Below are 15,155 nucleotides of genomic sequence, written 5' to 3'. Positions count from 1 at the left end.
GAGGCACGGGGCGGGCCCCGCCCCGTGCCTCCAGTCCGACACCAGATCACCATCTCGAATCCGGAAGACGATCCCATGACCCTCACCGACCCGGTCCACGCAACGGGCAAGTCCATCCCGCTGATCAGCGCGGTCAGTGCCATCAACTGGAACCGCATCCAGGACGACAAGGACGTCGAGGTCTGGAACCGGCTGGTCAACAACTTCTGGCTGCCCGAGAAGGTGCCGCTGTCGAACGACGTGCAGTCGTGGAACACGCTCACGCCCGAGGAGCAGCAGCTGACCATGCGGGTGTTCACCGGCCTGACGCTGCTCGACACCATCCAGGGCACCGTCGGCGCGATCAGCCTGATCCCCGACGCGATCACCCCGCACGAAGAAGCCGTCTACACGAACATCGCGTTCATGGAGTCGGTGCACGCGAAGAGCTACTCGTCGATCTTCTCGACGCTCGCCTCGACGCCCGAGATCGACGACGCTTTCCGCTGGTCCACGGAGAACCCGAACCTGCAGAAGAAGGCGCAGATCGTCCTCGACTACTACACCGGTGACGACCCCCTGAAGCGCAAGGTCGCGTCGACGCTGCTCGAGTCGTTCCTGTTCTACTCCGGCTTCTACCTGCCGATGTACTGGTCCTCGCGGGCGAAGCTGACGAACACCGCCGACCTGATCCGCCTGATCATCCGCGATGAAGCCGTCCACGGGTACTACATCGGCTACAAGTTCCAGAAGGGCCTGGAAGGCGCTTCCGAGGAGCGCAAGCAGGAGATCAAGGACTACACGTTCAACCTGCTGTTCGAGCTCTACGAGAACGAGGTGCAGTACACGCAGGACCTGTACGACGGTGTCGGGTTGACCGAGGACGTCAAGAAGTTCCTGCACTACAACGCCAACAAGGCGCTGATGAACCTGGGCTACGAGCCGATGTTCCCGAAGGAGACGACGGACGTGAATCCGGCGATCCTGTCGGCCCTGTCGCCGAACGCGGACGAGAACCACGACTTCTTCTCGGGGTCCGGCTCGTCGTACGTCATCGGCAAGGCGGTCGTGACGGAGGACGAGGACTGGGACTTCTGATCCTGGAGAAGCTAAGAGCCCGGCCGACACATACGTTGGCCGGGCTCTGATTATTCGGAGCCTTCGGCGACCCCTCGGGACGCAAGACTGAAGAGGCCATCCCGATCCCGCTTCACAACCCCTCGCTCCTCCAGGCGACCTAGAGCTGTTCGCACCGTATTCGCTGGCAATTTGGATTCTGTGACCCAACCCTGGTCAAGCATCTTCTGAGTGAGATCACGGTAGGTGATCGGTCCGGAGGTGCGGAGGACCCGGCGCAGCATCGGGATGGTGCTCGCTGGGCGACCGGGGCCTCCTGCTGCGCGCTTGACGGGGTCTCCGATCGGCGAATCATCTGGACGAGTGACTGCTTTACCAAGCAGGACTGCTGCTGCGGATCGCAGCCTCTGGGCCTCAGCCTCCATGGATTCAGCGCGCTTTAGAAGTTGGGTTGCCAGTGTGGAGTCGTCCATGCCCTCAACGGTAGCTCTGGATTCCCTCAAGCTCAACCCAAATCCGCGCCAACCGTTGCGGCTGCATTCACCCAGAGGTGCGATCTGAACACAACCTCATCGAACCGGGCGAACCCGCCCGAAGCTGGGGGAAGAAAAACGGCCTTGCTCCCGCAGATCGTCTGCGGTTACAAGGCCCCATCCGAAGATGATGTTCAGGCACGAACTTCATGAGCATACGAGCGGAGCTTGCGGTCGTCAACTGGCTGCCTTCGGATGAGGCCGCGGGGTCGGGAGAGGGGAACCATGCCTAAGCGCATCGTCCGTGTGACCATCCGTCGCACGATCCGCATCCGTCCGCAGAAGGGCTGAGCCTGACGGTGGACCGGTGGCGCAAGAGCTCGCTTGCGTCACCGGTCCACTACAAGCGCGGAGGGTGTGGTTCCGTTCGGCGCGTCGGATGCGGGTTTCAGATCGAAACGAGTTCGTGGGCAGTGGAATGACACCTGTTGCGCGTAGCCCACTCTGCGTGCAGCCTCGCCGTGGCAATCTGTCTTGCAAGATGGACGGGTTGGAGCAGCTGCGTCATCGCGTTGCGCACTGGTCGCGGCCCTGTGAACCGGTGTTGCGTACGTCCTGCAACGCCCCGCGCGACGCGACCCTTTGGTGGTTGTAGTTTTGAGTTCCGTGAGGGCGTCACGGGTTCGAATGTTTGCCGAAGCTCCTCAGCAGCCTCGCCAGTGGGTCGTTTTCGAGGTCGACCGCACTGGACTTGCCCTCGCCGCGGGGAAAAAGTTCATGTGCTTTGTCGTCCCCGGATATGTCTTCTCTCGGGTCTGCGTCGAGGGCCGGAGTCGCCCCGCGCCTCCAGGACGTAACACAGCCGGCCACAGGGCTTGCCGTATCGGCGTCGTTTACCGCCCGCGCACGAGTCCCGGGATCCGCTCCCGGAACGGGAAGAACCCCCGCGAGGCGTACGGCCACGCCCGCCCGTCCCACCGCCGGCGGACGGTCACGAGCGCGACGCCCTCCGCACCGAGCCGTGTGCGCAACAGGTCCAGGCGCTCCCGGACGGGGCCGACGGGCGCGTACGGGACGATCACCGTGTCCAGGTCCGCAGCGCTTGCCCAGCCGAGGACGGCGGAGGGCTCGACCGAGTTGAGCACGGTCGCACCGGAGCTCCGCGACGCAGCGTCCGCGACCGCACCGGCGGTGAAGGCCTCGACCGCGGGCGACACCTCGGCGGGGGAGCGCTGGCCGGGGTCCGCGGCCACGGCGACTGCGCGGATCGACGCCGCGAGGGACGGGTGCTCCGCGAGCAGGCTCTCGGGCTCCAGGTCCTCCTCGTGCAACAGCAGCCCGACGCGCTCGCCGATGCGGCCGTCGACGTCGTCGGACGGCACCGGGACCGCGGCCGGGAAGGGCTCCTCGTCGAGCGCTCGGGCCTCGGTCGCGAGGCCGGTCGGCGCGAAACGGCCGTCCGTGTAGCGCGCGATGTTCTCCGTCGTCGCCAAGTACGTCTTCCCCGGGTCTGCAGTCCGGCGACCCAGCGCCACGACAGGGTGTTGGAGGCGGCGTCACCGTCGAGCAGGTGTCGGGAGAAGAAGTCGGCACCGAGCTGCCAGGGCAGCTCGAGGGTGAAGACCCAGATGCTCGCGAACCACATCCGCGTGTGGTTGTGCAGGTAGCCGGTCTCGACGAGCTCACGCACCCACGCGTCCATCGCCTCGATCCCGGACCGCCCCGGCGACCACGTCCTCGTAGTGCGCGGGCAGGTCGCCGGCGAGCAGGTCACCGACCTCTTCGCGGTAGCGGCGCCAGACCTCGGGACGCTGCTCGAGCCACCCCTTCCAGTAGGTGCGCCAGAAGACCTCCTGCACGAACTTCTCCGCGGTGTGCAGGCTGTGTCGCTCAAGCACGGCGTCGACGACCTCCTGCTCGGTGACGAGCCGGTGCCGGATGTACGGCGACAGACCGGAGGCGTTCGTCCGCGCCGGACCGGTGTCGTGGTTGCGGTCGCGCCGGTAGTCGGCCCCGGCGTGCGGGACGAACGCGCGCAGGGCGTCGAGGCCGGCGGCGCGGGTGGGTGTGGTCACCTCGCCATCCTGCGCCTGTCGGCGCCGGGGGAGCCGTGTGCCGGGGTGACACGGCTGGGACGCGGGCGGCGGGGCGGACGGTTGCCGCGCCTCCAGTCCGGCCTGGAGGCACGGATCCCGCGGGCGCGCGACGGCTCACGTCCGTCGTGTGGGCGCCTCCTACGACGCTCCGACGAGCAAACCGTACGCCACGAGTGCGGTCATGGCGCCGGGGATCATCGCGATGATCGCGGCGGGGACCGCCCAGATCTGGTGCACCCACGGGTGGCCGCCTGGCTTCGTGCCCGCCATCACCGCGAACGAGGTCGCGGACACCAGCACCGCCCACGCCGCGGTCATGGTGACGATCGCGCCGGGGTGGTCGTCGCCGCCGAGCACCGGGAGGGCGAGCGGGAGGAAGAACATCGCCGGCGCGAGGAGGAATCCGGTCGTGGCCACGACGCGGAAGGCCTTCCGGCGGCTATTGAGCTCGGCGATGGTGCGCTGCTCGTGCGCCTGCGGGGCGGCGTCTGCCCCACGCGGGCGACCTGCCTGGAGGTCCTGCTCGTCCACCATGCCGTCCTCGTGACGGTGCGCTTCAGGCCGGCGGCGTCGTGCCCGCGCCCTCGGTGTCGTCTGCGCCGGCCGGGCCGGTGCCCGCCTGGTCGAGGTTCTCATGCGGGTCGCCCATGTCGCCGGTGGCCTTGCCGGCGGGGGACAGCCCGAAGTGCTTGCGTGCGGCGTTCTCGTCGGCGAGGGACAGGGTGTTCCCGGCGCCGACGGACGGTGCGTCCTTGATCGCGCGCTTCGTGTACCCGACGTGCAGGTCCGAGCCGTCGAACGTGGCGTCCTCGACCGGGACGAGCACGGCGTGGCTGCCGAGGAGGCCGGTCGCGACGCTGATGAACGCGGCGCTGCCGTCCTCGTCGGAGGGGAACACCTGCGCGACCTTGCCGACCGATGCGCCGTCGCGGTCTCGGACGGTCGCGTTCTCCACCTCGTGGATCTGGGCCTTGGTGATCATGTCTGCATTCAACGCCCTCGGCCTGACGCACCCTGTACGGCGAGACCTCGATCTGCCAACGTTGGCCCATGGGTGAGGACGCGACGACGCTGCGTCGTGTCGCCGGCTTCCGGTCGTACTGGTCGGCGGCGACCGTTTCATCGTTCGGCTCCGCCGTGAGTGCCGTGGCAGTGCCGGTCCTCGTGGTGACCGTGCTGCACGCGACGCCCTTCGAGGTCGGGCTGGTCAACGCTGCCCAGTTCCTGCCGTACGCGATCTTCGGGCTGGCCGTCGGGGCGTACGTCGACCGCTTCCGTCGGAAGCCTCTCCTGATCTGGTCCAGCGTGGGGCGTGGCCTGAGCCTGGCCGTGATCCCGGTCTGCTGGGTGTTCGGAGTGCTCGATCTCTGGGTCACGGCCGGCGTCTGTTCGTGTTCGGCGTCCTGTCCGTCGTCGGCTTCGCCGCGACCCAGTCGCTCCTGCCGCGGATCGTGCCCCGACCGCTGCTCCTGGCGGCGAATGCCCGGATCGACCAGAGCGACGCCGCCGCGCAGACCGTGGGGCCGGCGCTCGGCGGCGCGCTCGTGAGCCTCGTGACGGCGCCGTTCGCGATCGCGCTCGACGTCGCGAGCTACTTCGTCGACGCTGTCCTCGTCGCCCGCGTCCGGGTCGAGGAGCGCGTGCCGATGCGACGCGCCCGTCCGCGGTTGCGTCGCGACATCGCCGACGGCCTGCGGTGGACCTACGGGCACGCGATGCTCGCCCCGCTGGCGTTCTCCACGCACCTCTGGTTCCTCGCCAACGCCGCCGGGTTGACGGTGTTCGCGACCCTCGCACTGCGGACGCTCGCGTTGCCGGCAGTCGTCTACGGGGCCGTCCTCGCGGTCAGCGGTGTCGCGATGCTCCTCGGCGCCACCGCGGCACCACGACTCGGCCGCCGCTTCGGGGCTGGGCGCACGATCATCGCTGCTCGTGGCGCCTACCCGGTCGCCTGGGCCGCCATCGCGGTCGCCACCACCGTGCTCGGGCAGTCGATGCCCACGGCGAGCACCATCGTCCTCTTCGCTGCGTTCGCGGTGCAGGGTGTCGCTGCCGGGTGCGAGAACGCGAACGAGATGAGCCTGCGCCAGACAGCGACGCCGGACGAGCTCCTCGGACGCACGAACAGCACGATGCGCAGCGCGAACCGGACGCTCGCGGCGGTCGGAGCGATCGGTGGCGGAGCCCTCATGACCGTCGCGGGCGGAGGGGTGGCGCTCCTCGTCGTGACGGTCGTCTTCGTGGCCGCTGTGGTCGTCGCGGTTCGTTCTCCGTTGCGGACCGCGCAGCTCCGACAGCACGGCGAGTGATGGAGGTCTGTCAGGAAGTCAGTGTTGCCCGTGCGTGTGCTCGGTGAGCGCTGGTCCGGAGGTCGACTTGCGGCGACGGAATGGCGCAGGAGGAGCGCGACCGCTAACTACGCCGAGCCAATTGGTGACGATTCGTCGTGTCGCTTCGGAGGTCGTACGCGGCTCCCTGTAGGTTCGGCGTCACTACCTACCCATGGAGGGGTTTGAATGGCGCGGAAGAACGAAGTCGAGCGGACGGTCCAGTACTGGCGACTGGTTGACGCGCGGGATCACTCGCTGGTTGATGAAGCGCCGTGGGACGAGGTTTTGCGCGAGCTGCACGGCTCGCGGCACACCTTCGAGATTGAGGGTCGCGAGCACGCCGGTACCGTCATGCCGTTGCAAGTTCTTCAGGAGTGGAAGGACTCGCTCAGTCTCAGCGATGTACCCGCTGCGCGAAGTCGGCAAAACGACGACGTTACCCACGGAGTCGTCCTCGCTGCGGGCAAGGATTACGTCCCGAACCAGGAAGACATCAGCTCCGGTTCGCAGAAGCCAATGGGCCTCGATGGTGCGAACTGGTCGCCGGTCGACAACCTCTTCGTGTGGCACCTCCCGTTCGGAAACATCATCGGCGTTCTCGCGGAATCCACGTCGTCCTCGCGGGCGGTGAAGTACGCGGATTGGCTGACCAGAGCAACGCATCATCGCTACTCGGACCCGGAGTTCGCGTGGACCGCGCAGCCGGTCATCGACAAGGCTCGCGCCAACTTGATCCAGTCCGCGGACAGGCTGAAGTCGTTCGTGTACGCAGGTGAAATCGGTGACGGCGTCCAGGAAGCCCGCGGTGCGAAGGCGATCTTCCTCGGCCCGGGACGCAAGCAGCCCACGGCGTTGCGTATCGAGGTAAAAGCAAGCCTGGTTCAGGGCAAGAGCGACACAGTTGAGGACCAGGAAGTGCTGCTCGACTGGTTCAACGACACGTTCGGGTCGCTGGATGGAACGGTGACGAGGGCGCAGGTCTCGCTCCCGCCGCGAGCGGACCAGCCCGCGTCGGAAGTTGACCTGCTGCATCACCGGCTGACGCGCAAGACTCGTGTTCCACTCGCCCTCGGGACCACCCGAGCGTTCGGAGTTTCGTCGGCGGTGAGCGCTATCGTCGACGCGTTCGGATACGACCGGGCCGATCTGCTCAAGCTCCGACGCAACACCGACTAGAGGGAACGAAACGGATGGTCGACCGCCAGGCGAAGCGTCAGGTCGTCATCGTGCTCGTTGTGGGCTTGATTCTCGCGCTCGGGTTGGGCGCACTCCTCACTTGGGCACTGCACGACGTCAAGGTTTCGCGCCTCGAGACCGGGCTCACCAATGTGGCGACGATCGGCGGCATCGTGAGTGGGCTGTCGCTCAGCGGCACAGCGGTGCTGGCGCTGAGCGGTCGCTACACGTCTCGGGTCCTTGGAAAGTACGGCTCGTTCATCCGCTTTGTTCTCTTCGGCGGGTTCACCCTCCTCGTCGTGGCATCGCTGCTGTGTGCCGTTTCGGTGCTCTGGGTCGACCAGTTCTGGACTCGCATCGTCCTCGGATGCACCGTCCCGCTGATGCTGCTGACACTCATCTCCACCGCCCTGCTCATCAACAGTGCCTTTGCCTGGAACGAACCGCGGGGCACAGCGCGAACACCCGACCCGTTTGCCCCACAACCCGTGGAGCGAGACGGCGAATAAGGGAGGTTAGAGCGGAAGGCTCAACGGCGTACGTACGAACGTACTGTTCGGCGAGGACGGCAGCGATGTTCACGTGTCAGACAGCGATCCACGCGGGGGTGCGTGATGGAAGTATTCGACGGCGGAGCACGGAGCATCCCGGTCGAGCCCGCTCGACGGCGATCGGCAACCGGTCGCCGAGCCACCGCAGTGGCTCTGCTCGCCGCGGTCGTGCTCACCGGCTGCAGCGCCGGCATCGGGAAGACCCCCGAGCAGGCGAAGCAGTCCGTCGTCACGTTCGTCGAGGAGTCCACCGACGTCGTCGGCGACGGCTGGGAACCGAGCGAGGGTCCGGGACTCGGGAAGTGCGGCCTCGCACCCGGGGTCGGTGGCGTCCGGTACGTCTACGCCGTGGTCCGGTCCGCGAGCGCCGACCCGAAGGCCGACGTCGAGGCGGTGGAGCAGCACTGGAAGGACCTCGGGGTCACCACCGAGCGCTACCAGACGGGTGGCGAGGACCCGATCCTGGGCGTCCGGGGCCGGGGTGGCCCGGTGAGCTCGTCGGACTTCCGCGCCGACCCCCGCGGCTACACGATCGACGCCAGCTCGCAGTGCTTCGTGGGCGACTTCGACCGGATGAGCCTGGACGGTCAGGACTGACGGACGTGAGCCGCCCGTCGGGGCCGAGCCGAGCCTCCAGGCCGGTCTGGAGCCGCGCCGCTACCGCCCAGCCGACACCGCGACGTTCGCCAGTTCCGCGCGCAGGATGTCCGCACCAGCGGACAGCGCACTGAGCTTGCCGAGTGCCGCACCCCGCGCCAGCGGCGCCATCCCGCAGTTCGAGCTCGGGATGAGCTTGTCCGCGTCGACGAACTCGAGCGCCCGGCGGAGCACCTCGGCGACCTCGTCCGGGGTCTCGACGGTCTCGGTGGCGACGTCGACCGCGCCGAGCATGACCTTCTTGCCGCGGATCAGCTCGACGAGTTCGAGGGGGACGTGGGAGTGGATGCACTCGAGCGAGACGATGTCGATCGAGGACTGCTGCAGGAGCGGGAAGGACTGCTCGTACTGCCGCCACTCGGCGCCGAGGGTCTCCTTCCACCGGTTGTTCGCCTCGATGCCGTAGCCGTAGCAGATGTGCACGGCGGTCTCGGCGTGCAGCCCCTCGGCAGCGCGTTCGAGTGCGGCGACGCCCCAGTCCTGCACCTCGTCGTGGAAGACGGTGAAGGCGGGCTCGTCGAACTGGATGACGTCGACGCCGGCGTCCTGGAGCTCGCGGGCCTCCTGGTTGAGGATCGTGGCGAACTCCCACGCGAGCTTCTCGCGGCTCTTGTAGTGCTGGTCCGACAGGGTGTCGATCATCGTCATCGGGCCGGGGAGCGCCCACTTGATCGGCCGGTCGGTCTGCGCGCGGAGGAACTTCGCGTCCTCGACGAAGACCGACTCCGGACGGCTGACCGCGCCGACGACGGTCGGCACGGCGGCGTCGTACCGGTCGCGGATACGGACGGTCTCCTTGCGCTCCTGGTCGATGCCGTCCAGGTGCTCGATGAACGTGGTGACGAAGTGCTGGCGGGTCTGCTCACCGTCGCTGACGATGTCGATGCCTCGGCGCTCCTGCTCGTGGACGGCGGAGCGGAGGGCGTCCTGCTTGCCCTCGGTCAGCGCGTCGCCCTCGAGCTGCCAGGGGGACCAGAGTCGCTCGGGCTCGGCGAGCCAGGACGGCTTCGGCAGGCTGCCGACGATGGCGGTGGGGAGGAGGGTGCTCATGCGGGCGGGGTTCCAGTCGTTCAACGGGTCGGGACGGCAGTGTCGGCGGCGAGACGTGCCAGGAGTGCTCGGTGCGGCTTGACCAGGTGCTCCTCGGTCCAGCGGCCCTGCGTGACGCCGAGGCGGCTCCGTTCCTCGCGGTCGTAGGTGACGGGCGGCACGGCGAAGTCGGTGTGCTCCAGGGTCGGGCGGTAGGTGGCGAGGGCGACGACGTCCGCGTTGTAGATCTCCGGGCGGTAGATCTTCTGGAACGTCTCCATCGTCGCGATCGTGCCGACGAGCTGCAGGTCCGAGTAGTCGTGCAGCAGGTCGCCGCGCGTGTAGAACGCGAGCGGGGCCTTGCCACCCGGGGGCATGAAGTAGCGGACCTGCATGCCCATCCGGCCGAAGTAGTCGTCGGTCAGCGAGGAGTGCTCGTGCGCGTACTCGGCACCGAGCACCGGGTGAACCGTCGACGTCTGGCGGTAGGTCTGGCTCGTGGAGACGCTGATGCAGACGACGGGCTCCTGGTCGAACTCGGACCGGAAGGCGTCGGACTCCAGGAAGCGCTGGAACAGCCGGCCGTGCAGCTGCCCGAAGTCGGCGGGGATCCCGGCGGACTTGTCGAGCGTCGGCAGCAGCACGGAGAAGTCGTAGTCGCGCAGGTACGACGAGAAGTTGTTGCCGAGGATGCCGTGGTGGCGCTCGCCGGTGTGCTGGTCGACGATCGTGACGTCGAGCATCTCGAGCAGCGGGAACGCCACGTCCGTCGCTCCGTCGTCGAACTCGGCGGTGACCGAGACGATGTCGAGCTCGACCGCGTAGCGGCGCGAGTCGCCAGCAGACGCAGCAGCAGCAGCCGCCGACGGCGCGGCCAGGTCGTTCGCCCGCTCGTCGATCATGCCGAGCGCGTTCCGGAGGTTCTGCTGGCGGTGCTCACCGCGCGCCAGGTTGGCGAAGTTCGTGGTCAGCCGGGAGCTGTCGGCGGGGGAGTAGTCCTCGTCGAAGCGGGTCCGGGTGATCCGGAAGGTCAGGTCGTTCGCCATCCCCCGATCATGACCGCGGGCGCGGGTCATCAGGTAATCCGTAGTTGCTATGCGGCGGTATAGCCTCTGCCTATGGCCCGCGTGTCGAACGACATCACCCTGCAGCAGCTCCGGTACTTCATCGAGGTCGCGACGGAGGGGTCGATCACCGCCGCGGCCGACCTGCTCTACGTCTCGCAGCCGACGATGTCCGCGGCGATGAAGGACCTGGAGACCCGGATCGGCCGCCCGCTCTTCACCCGGTCGGCCCGAGGGGTCGTGCTCACCGTCGACGGGGTCGAGTTCCTCGGGTACGCCCGGCAGGTCGTCGAGCAGGTCTCCCTGCTCGAGCAGCGCTACGTCGGGCGGCAGGCCTCGCGGCGGCTGCTCGGCGTCTCCGCGCAGCACTACTCCTTCGCCGTGGAGGCCTTCGTCCGCATGGTCGAGGCGGCAGCCGCGGACGAGTACGAGTTCTCGCTCCGGGAGACCCGCACGTGGGACATCATCGAGGACGTCCGTACCCTGCGCAGCGAGGTCGGCATCCTGTACCGCAACGACTTCAACCGGCAGGTGCTCGGGAAGCTCATGCGCGACGCCGGGGTGGTCTTCACGCCGCTGTTCGTGGCGCAGCCGCACATCTTCGTGGCCAGACGGAACCCGCTGGCGTCGCGGGAGCGGGCGACGCTCGAGGACCTGGCCGACCTGCCCCGACTGACGTTCGACCAGGGCGCGAACAACTCCTTCTACCTGGCCGAGGAGATCCTGTCGACGATGTCGAGCAAGCGGGAGATCCGGGTGTCGGACCGGGCGACGATCTTCAACCTGATGATCGGTCTCGGCGGGTACACGATCTCGACGGGGCTGATCAGCGACGACCTGGACCCGGAGATCGTCGCCATCCCGCTCGACGTCGACGAGCGCATCGAGATCGGGTGGATCGCGCACGCGTCGGTGCCGCTCACGGTGCAGGCGCAGGCGTACCTGGACGAGCTGCGTGCGGTGGTCGTCAGCTACGGGGTCGAGCCGCTGGGCTGAGCCCGGCGGGCGGCGGCCCGGCAGGCGGGCTTGCGTCGTCCGTGTGGGTGGTGGCCGGCCTGGAGGCGCGACCTGCGTCCGTCACCTGGGTCGCGCCTCCAGGCCGGTTCCCTCCTCGCGGACCGGACCCAGCGTCGCGCTCTTGGGGGTCCGCCCGTCCCCGGACGACCGTCCGGTGAGGCGTCTGCCAACCCACGGCAGGACGTGGACGCGGAGGTGCTCGATCGTGGACGTGCGCTCCGCGAGCCGGACGGCCCCGTCCCAGGTCGGCAGGGGGACGCCGAGGGCGGTCAGGACGTTCGCCGCGACCCGCCGGTGGCCGAGGGTGTTGAGGTGGAGCCGGTCCGGCGCCCAGAGTGCGAGGTCGTGGAACCCCGCGTCCGTCCAGTTGTCGACCACGGTGACGTTCGGCCGGTCCGCCCATGACCGGATGTGGTCCGCGTACTCGTCCCCGCGTCGGCGGATGAGCCGGCCGAGCGGCAGGTGCCGGGTCATGTCCGCGACGGTGACGAAGAGCACGTCGGCACCGGTGCGCACGGCGGCGTCGAGTCCGGCCGTGATGCGTCGGGCGTTGGCGGCGATCGACACCCGCGGGCGCAGGATGTCGTTGTTGCCGCCGCTGATGCTCAGCAGGTCCGGCCCGAGGCGCAGGGCGGCGGGAAGCTGGTCGTCGAGGATCGGCGCGAGCAGCTTGCCGCGGATCGCGAGGTTGGCGTAGGTGCACGTGCGGTCGGAGGCAGCGGCGAGGCCACCGGCCACGAGGTCGGCCCACCCCCGGGGCGAGCCGTCGGGCCACTCGTCGCCGACCCCCTCGGCGAAGCTGTCGCCGATCACCGCGAACTTGGTGTGCATCGTCGCCATCCTCCCACCGTCACCCGAGCGCGGTCCCGGGCACGGTGCGCGCACCCGGGACCACGCTCGGCGCGCCTGCGCCAGCTCCCGGCGCTCAACTCGTCGGCACGACGTCCCAGTGCTCGCGGATCAGCCCGCCGTCGACGCGGAACAGGTCGGCCGCGAGCAGCGGCGCGTCCGGTGCCGCCCCGACCGGCTGCGAGAACGTCCACACCAGGTCGCCGTCCGCGAGCGAGATGACCGACTGCTGGGCGGGGAACTGCGCGCCGCTGCCGAACAGCTGCTTGAGGGCGGCCGTCCCGTTCGGCGCGACGGGGTTGTGCTGCAGGTACGCGGGGTCGAAGTCGCGGTCGAGGACGGACACGTCGTGGTCCCGGAACAGGGTGTCGTAGGCGGACACCGCGAAGGTCCGGTTGCGCTCCTCCTGGCGTTCGCTCGGGGGCGGCGTCGGTCGCGCCGGGCGGTACAGGTCGCTGAACATCGTGTTCGTGTTGCCGCTGGCGGGCTTCCCCGTCGCGATGGCCTGGTCGAGGGACCAGTGCTCCACGACCCGGCCGTCCCGCAGCCGGAACAGGTCCACTGCCGCGTCCCCACGGCGCTCGTCGTGGATGTCGGGTGCGACCTGCCAGTGCACGGCCACCAGGTCACCGTCCGCCGCGACGTGCTTCACGACCGCGTGGGCGCCGGGGACGCGGGCGCGGTCGGCGGCGAACTCGGCCAGGACCCCGGCGGGGCCGGCGCTCGCCCCGTTCGTGTGCGTCACGGCCTCCGGGGCGACGAGCGTCTGCGCCAGGCGGCGGGCCGCCGGGCTGGTCGGGTCCACGAACGTCCGGGTCAGGAGCGTGACGACCGCGCAGCGGTTCCGGCGTTCGGTCGCGGTGTCGAGACGGGAGGCGGTGGTCCCACCGTCGGCGATCGTGGCCGACCGGGAGGCGCGGGTCACGTCCGGTGCGGCGCTGGCGGTCGCGGGGACGCCGAGTCCGGCGAGCAGGGCGGCGCCGGTGACCAGGGCGGCGCCGCCCACGAGGGCGGCGCGGTGGCGGGTGCGGTGCTTCGTCAGCGGGTGCTTCGTCGTGGGCTGCATGGCGACGACGGTAGGTCGGGCGTGCACTGGCCGGAAGGAGGCACTTCTCCGTACGGTACTGACATGGACGTCGGAATCGCGGTCCCGGACGGAATTCACGACACCCCTGCGGACGGACCGGTCCGGTTCCCCACGGCGTGTCCGACGCGAGTGGTGCTCAGCCACGTCACGAGCCGGTGGGGTGTCCTCGTCCTGCTCGCGCTGCGGGACGGGCCGGTGCGGTGGGGTGAGCTGCGCCGGACGATCGAGGGCGTGAGCGAGAAGATGCTCGCCTCGACGCTCCGGACGTTGGAGCACGACGGCATCGTGCACCGGGACGTGCAGCCGACGGTGCCGCCGCGGGTCGACTACTCGCTGACGGGTGCCGGGCAGGAGCTGGCCGAGCGGCTCGTGCCCCTGATGGACTGGATCGTCGAGCACGCGGACGCGATCGTGGACGGTCGGTGACCGCTTCTGCCCCGCACCGCGGCGGCCGCTGTCAGTTCTCGAGTCGCTGCTGGTCGGGCATCCCGTCGGAGCACTTCGACGTCGCCGACATCTGGTAGTTCCCCGGGTAGGCGTCGAAGCTCGCCGACACGACCGGCCCACCGCGCCCGCGGACTCCCGGTACCGGGTCAGGGCCACCGCTCTGGTACTCGTCGACGTCGACTCCGGCGTCCCGCCAGTGCTTGCTCACCGCTTGCACGTCGACTCGGGCATCAGCGCCAGAGGTGTCAGCCCGCTTCATGACGTAGACGAACATCGTGCCGGGTGCACCGGAGTCCTGCTCGCACTCTCGGACGCCGGGACCGCTGAGGTGCTCCCAGGTGCCGCCGGCGGCGGTCGTCGACTGCTCGACGAATTCGATCACGGACTGCTTCGCTTCCGAAGGCTTCATGGTGGGTTCTCCAGGGTCGTGGGCGCAGGCCGCCAGGATGAGTGCGGACCCGACCAACAGCGCCGTCACCGACGCCGGTTGCGATCGTCGCGCCGTCACGGGACCTGTTGCATCTGTTCGAGCACGGTCTTCTCGTACCACGTCATCCCCTTGGGTTCGTGCTTGGTCATCGCCTCAGGGTGGCCCGTCGTGGCCTGCCCGATGTTGTAGAGCGACTCCGTGTCGGGGTCCAGGTACCCCCGCATCTCCTTGGTGTGGACGTTGTGGTCGTCCACGGAGAGCTTCTCGTCGTCGCCGGGGACGCCGTCCGTTCCGAACGCGGTGGCGTCGAAGTCGGGGTCGGTGGGATCTTGACCGTGTGACCAGCTCAGCCTGCCGGTCTGTGCCCATCGGTCGCCTCGTCCTGGCTCGAAGACCCAGATGTTCTGGGCCTGTCCGGCGTGCACGTGGTCCGCGTGCAGGTCCGATGCGTTGTCGACGGAGTCGGGGAGGCCTGCCGAGCCGATCGTCGTGAAGGTGTCGACGTGGATGTCCGGCTTCGTCAGCGTGTACGCAGCGGTGGTCGAACCGTACGAGTGGGCGACGATGTTGTTCGAGTACGAGTCGTCTCCGCGCGACGCCTTCAGCCCGCGCAGCGCGTTCGCGAGCTTCTCGCTGCCGTCCCTCGCGTACTTCGTGCCGAGGACGCCGAAGTCGAGTTGCCCTTGGATGACGGGTTGCGGCGGTGTCGAGTAGCCGACCCAGGAGATGACGGCACGGTCAGCTGGTCCGGTGAGGCCCTGTTGCCGCCGAGTACCTTCACCGTGCCGGTCGACGCCCAGGACGTCCTCGACGGCGGGGCGCTCGCGGCGGGGTCCGAGCTGTCGCTCGGGGCCTGGGACGTGCGGGTGGTGGCCGTCCGGTAGACGCGACCA

At 68.9% G+C, this 15,155-nt stretch carries 18 protein-coding genes and 3 pseudogenes; 9 read left to right on the top strand and 12 right to left on the bottom strand.

Features of this window, described 5'->3' with window-relative positions:
* The first annotated feature begins 75 nt into the window (after positions 1-75).
* Positions 76-1,077, top strand: a complete 1,002-nt coding sequence (gene nrdF, locus DEU32_RS15995; protein WP_058725585.1) for a class 1b ribonucleoside-diphosphate reductase subunit beta — start codon at positions 76-78, stop codon at positions 1,075-1,077.
* 1,345 nt (positions 1,078-2,422) lie between these two features.
* Here nrdF and DEU32_RS17430 read toward each other — a convergent pair.
* The 5 genes and pseudogenes from DEU32_RS17430 to DEU32_RS15980 all read right to left on the bottom strand — a co-directional run bounded on the left by DEU32_RS17430 (position 2,423) and on the right by DEU32_RS15980 (position 4,607).
* Positions 2,423-3,022 (bottom strand): hypothetical protein, encoded by a 600-nt coding sequence (locus DEU32_RS17430; RefSeq protein ID WP_258554905.1) that lies wholly within the window; start codon positions 3,020-3,022, stop codon positions 2,423-2,425.
* A gap of 65 nt (positions 3,023-3,087) precedes the next feature.
* A pseudogene (locus DEU32_RS17690) lies at positions 3,088-3,231 on the bottom strand (FAD-binding domain-containing protein); the annotation flags it as partial.
* Complete coding sequence (locus DEU32_RS17425; RefSeq protein ID WP_220152796.1) at positions 3,212-3,604, bottom strand: hypothetical protein; 393 nt, start codon at positions 3,602-3,604, stop codon at positions 3,212-3,214. The gene DEU32_RS17425 and the pseudogene DEU32_RS17690, both read right to left, overlap by 20 nt.
* A gap of 159 nt (positions 3,605-3,763) precedes the next feature.
* Positions 3,764-4,159, bottom strand: coding sequence for a hypothetical protein (locus tag DEU32_RS15985; protein WP_114851409.1), 396 nt, complete (start codon positions 4,157-4,159; stop codon positions 3,764-3,766).
* A gap of 22 nt (positions 4,160-4,181) precedes the next feature.
* Positions 4,182-4,607, bottom strand: a complete 426-nt coding sequence (locus DEU32_RS15980; protein WP_181819320.1) for a PRC-barrel domain-containing protein — start codon at positions 4,605-4,607, stop codon at positions 4,182-4,184.
* 68 nt (positions 4,608-4,675) lie between these two features.
* Here DEU32_RS15980 and DEU32_RS17615 point away from each other — a divergent pair.
* From DEU32_RS17615 to DEU32_RS15960, 5 genes and pseudogenes are all read left to right on the top strand, one after another.
* A pseudogene (locus DEU32_RS17615) lies at positions 4,676-4,954 on the top strand (MFS transporter); the annotation flags it as partial.
* 62 nt (positions 4,955-5,016) lie between these two features.
* On the top strand, positions 5,017-5,934 hold the full coding sequence (locus DEU32_RS15975) for an MFS transporter (protein WP_258554904.1): 918 nt from the start codon (positions 5,017-5,019) through the stop codon (positions 5,932-5,934).
* Between the two features lie 207 nt (positions 5,935-6,141).
* Positions 6,142-7,131, top strand: a complete 990-nt coding sequence (locus tag DEU32_RS15970) for a hypothetical protein (RefSeq protein ID WP_114851408.1) — start codon at positions 6,142-6,144, stop codon at positions 7,129-7,131.
* A 14-nt stretch (positions 7,132-7,145) separates the two neighbouring features.
* Positions 7,146-7,640: a hypothetical protein gene (locus DEU32_RS15965; protein WP_114851407.1), complete on the top strand. Its 495-nt coding sequence runs from the start codon at positions 7,146-7,148 to the stop codon at positions 7,638-7,640.
* Positions 7,641-7,829: 189 nt separating this feature from the next.
* The gene (locus tag DEU32_RS15960; RefSeq protein WP_114851406.1) at positions 7,830-8,279 is read left to right on the top strand and encodes a hypothetical protein; all 450 of its coding nucleotides are present in this window, start codon (positions 7,830-7,832) and stop codon (positions 8,277-8,279) included.
* Between the two features lie 60 nt (positions 8,280-8,339).
* On the opposite strand, the gene DEU32_RS15955 is transcribed toward DEU32_RS15960, so the two are convergent.
* Together DEU32_RS15955 and DEU32_RS15950 are read right to left on the bottom strand one after the other, a co-directional pair.
* Positions 8,340-9,389 (bottom strand): methionine synthase, encoded by a 1,050-nt coding sequence (locus tag DEU32_RS15955; RefSeq protein ID WP_114851405.1) that lies wholly within the window; start codon positions 9,387-9,389, stop codon positions 8,340-8,342.
* Positions 9,390-9,409: 20 nt separating this feature from the next.
* Positions 9,410-10,414 (bottom strand): putative oxygenase MesX, encoded by a 1,005-nt coding sequence (locus tag DEU32_RS15950; protein ID WP_114851404.1) that lies wholly within the window; start codon positions 10,412-10,414, stop codon positions 9,410-9,412.
* Positions 10,415-10,486: 72 nt separating this feature from the next.
* Between DEU32_RS15950 and DEU32_RS15945 the strand changes: the two genes are divergently transcribed.
* Complete coding sequence (locus tag DEU32_RS15945; protein ID WP_058741093.1) at positions 10,487-11,428, top strand: LysR family transcriptional regulator; 942 nt, start codon at positions 10,487-10,489, stop codon at positions 11,426-11,428.
* An 81-nt stretch (positions 11,429-11,509) separates the two neighbouring features.
* Here the strand turns inward: DEU32_RS15945 and DEU32_RS15940 are convergent, their stop codons facing one another.
* Both DEU32_RS15940 and DEU32_RS15935 read right to left on the bottom strand, forming a co-directional pair.
* The gene (locus tag DEU32_RS15940; RefSeq protein WP_258554903.1) at positions 11,510-12,280 is read right to left on the bottom strand and encodes an SGNH/GDSL hydrolase family protein; all 771 of its coding nucleotides are present in this window, start codon (positions 12,278-12,280) and stop codon (positions 11,510-11,512) included.
* A 94-nt stretch (positions 12,281-12,374) separates the two neighbouring features.
* On the bottom strand, positions 12,375-13,364 hold the full coding sequence (locus DEU32_RS15935) for a nuclear transport factor 2 family protein (RefSeq protein ID WP_058741091.1): 990 nt from the start codon (positions 13,362-13,364) through the stop codon (positions 12,375-12,377).
* 63 nt (positions 13,365-13,427) lie between these two features.
* Between DEU32_RS15935 and DEU32_RS15930 the strand changes: the two genes are divergently transcribed.
* Complete coding sequence (locus DEU32_RS15930; RefSeq protein ID WP_114851402.1) at positions 13,428-13,811, top strand: helix-turn-helix domain-containing protein; 384 nt, start codon at positions 13,428-13,430, stop codon at positions 13,809-13,811.
* A 31-nt stretch (positions 13,812-13,842) separates the two neighbouring features.
* On the opposite strand, the gene DEU32_RS15925 is transcribed toward DEU32_RS15930, so the two are convergent.
* From DEU32_RS15925 to DEU32_RS17685, 3 genes and pseudogenes are all read right to left on the bottom strand, one after another.
* Positions 13,843-14,241, bottom strand: a complete 399-nt coding sequence (locus tag DEU32_RS15925) for a hypothetical protein (protein WP_058741089.1) — start codon at positions 14,239-14,241, stop codon at positions 13,843-13,845.
* 95 nt (positions 14,242-14,336) lie between these two features.
* Entirely contained in the window at positions 14,337-14,687 is a 351-nt protein-coding gene (locus DEU32_RS17610; RefSeq protein WP_114851401.1) for a hypothetical protein, read from the bottom strand.
* A 27-nt stretch (positions 14,688-14,714) separates the two neighbouring features.
* Positions 14,715-14,990: pseudogene (locus tag DEU32_RS17685) on the bottom strand (alpha/beta hydrolase); the annotation flags it as partial.
* Positions 14,991-15,023: 33 nt separating this feature from the next.
* Between DEU32_RS17685 and DEU32_RS17600 the strand changes: the two are divergent.
* A complete protein-coding gene (locus tag DEU32_RS17600; RefSeq protein WP_257222048.1) occupies positions 15,024-15,146 on the top strand; it encodes a hypothetical protein in 123 nt (40 codons plus the stop codon).
* The last annotated feature ends 9 nt before the right edge of the window (positions 15,147-15,155 follow it).

It is taken from the genome of Curtobacterium sp. AG1037, assembly GCF_003349855.1.
GTDB lineage: Bacteria > Actinomycetota > Actinomycetes > Actinomycetales > Microbacteriaceae > Curtobacterium > Curtobacterium citreum.
Note: the sequence above shows the minus strand (reverse complement) of the source record. Positions and strands in the feature narration are given on the sequence as shown.

Bases quoted from the DNA above. Each gene is read 5' to 3' on its own strand.
- nrdF (WP_058725585.1), top strand. From the start codon at position 76: ATGACCCTCACCGACCCGGTCCACGCAACGGGCAAGTCCATCCCGCTG.
- DEU32_RS15985 (WP_114851409.1), bottom strand. From the start codon at position 4,159: ATGGTGGACGAGCAGGACCTCCAGGCAGGTCGCCCGCGTGGGGCAGAC.
- DEU32_RS15980 (WP_181819320.1), bottom strand. From the start codon at position 4,607: ATGATCACCAAGGCCCAGATCCACGAGGTGGAGAACGCGACCGTCCGA.
- DEU32_RS15970 (WP_114851408.1), top strand. From the start codon at position 6,142: ATGGCGCGGAAGAACGAAGTCGAGCGGACGGTCCAGTACTGGCGACTG.
- DEU32_RS15965 (WP_114851407.1), top strand. From the start codon at position 7,146: ATGGTCGACCGCCAGGCGAAGCGTCAGGTCGTCATCGTGCTCGTTGTG.
- DEU32_RS15955 (WP_114851405.1), bottom strand. From the start codon at position 9,389: ATGAGCACCCTCCTCCCCACCGCCATCGTCGGCAGCCTGCCGAAGCCG.
- DEU32_RS15950 (WP_114851404.1), bottom strand. From the start codon at position 10,414: ATGGCGAACGACCTGACCTTCCGGATCACCCGGACCCGCTTCGACGAG.
- DEU32_RS15945 (WP_058741093.1), top strand. From the start codon at position 10,487: ATGGCCCGCGTGTCGAACGACATCACCCTGCAGCAGCTCCGGTACTTC.
- DEU32_RS15940 (WP_258554903.1), bottom strand. From the start codon at position 12,280: ATGCACACCAAGTTCGCGGTGATCGGCGACAGCTTCGCCGAGGGGGTC.
- DEU32_RS15935 (WP_058741091.1), bottom strand. From the start codon at position 13,364: ATGCAGCCCACGACGAAGCACCCGCTGACGAAGCACCGCACCCGCCAC.
- DEU32_RS15930 (WP_114851402.1), top strand. From the start codon at position 13,428: ATGGACGTCGGAATCGCGGTCCCGGACGGAATTCACGACACCCCTGCG.
- DEU32_RS15925 (WP_058741089.1), bottom strand. From the start codon at position 14,241: ATGAAGCCTTCGGAAGCGAAGCAGTCCGTGATCGAATTCGTCGAGCAG.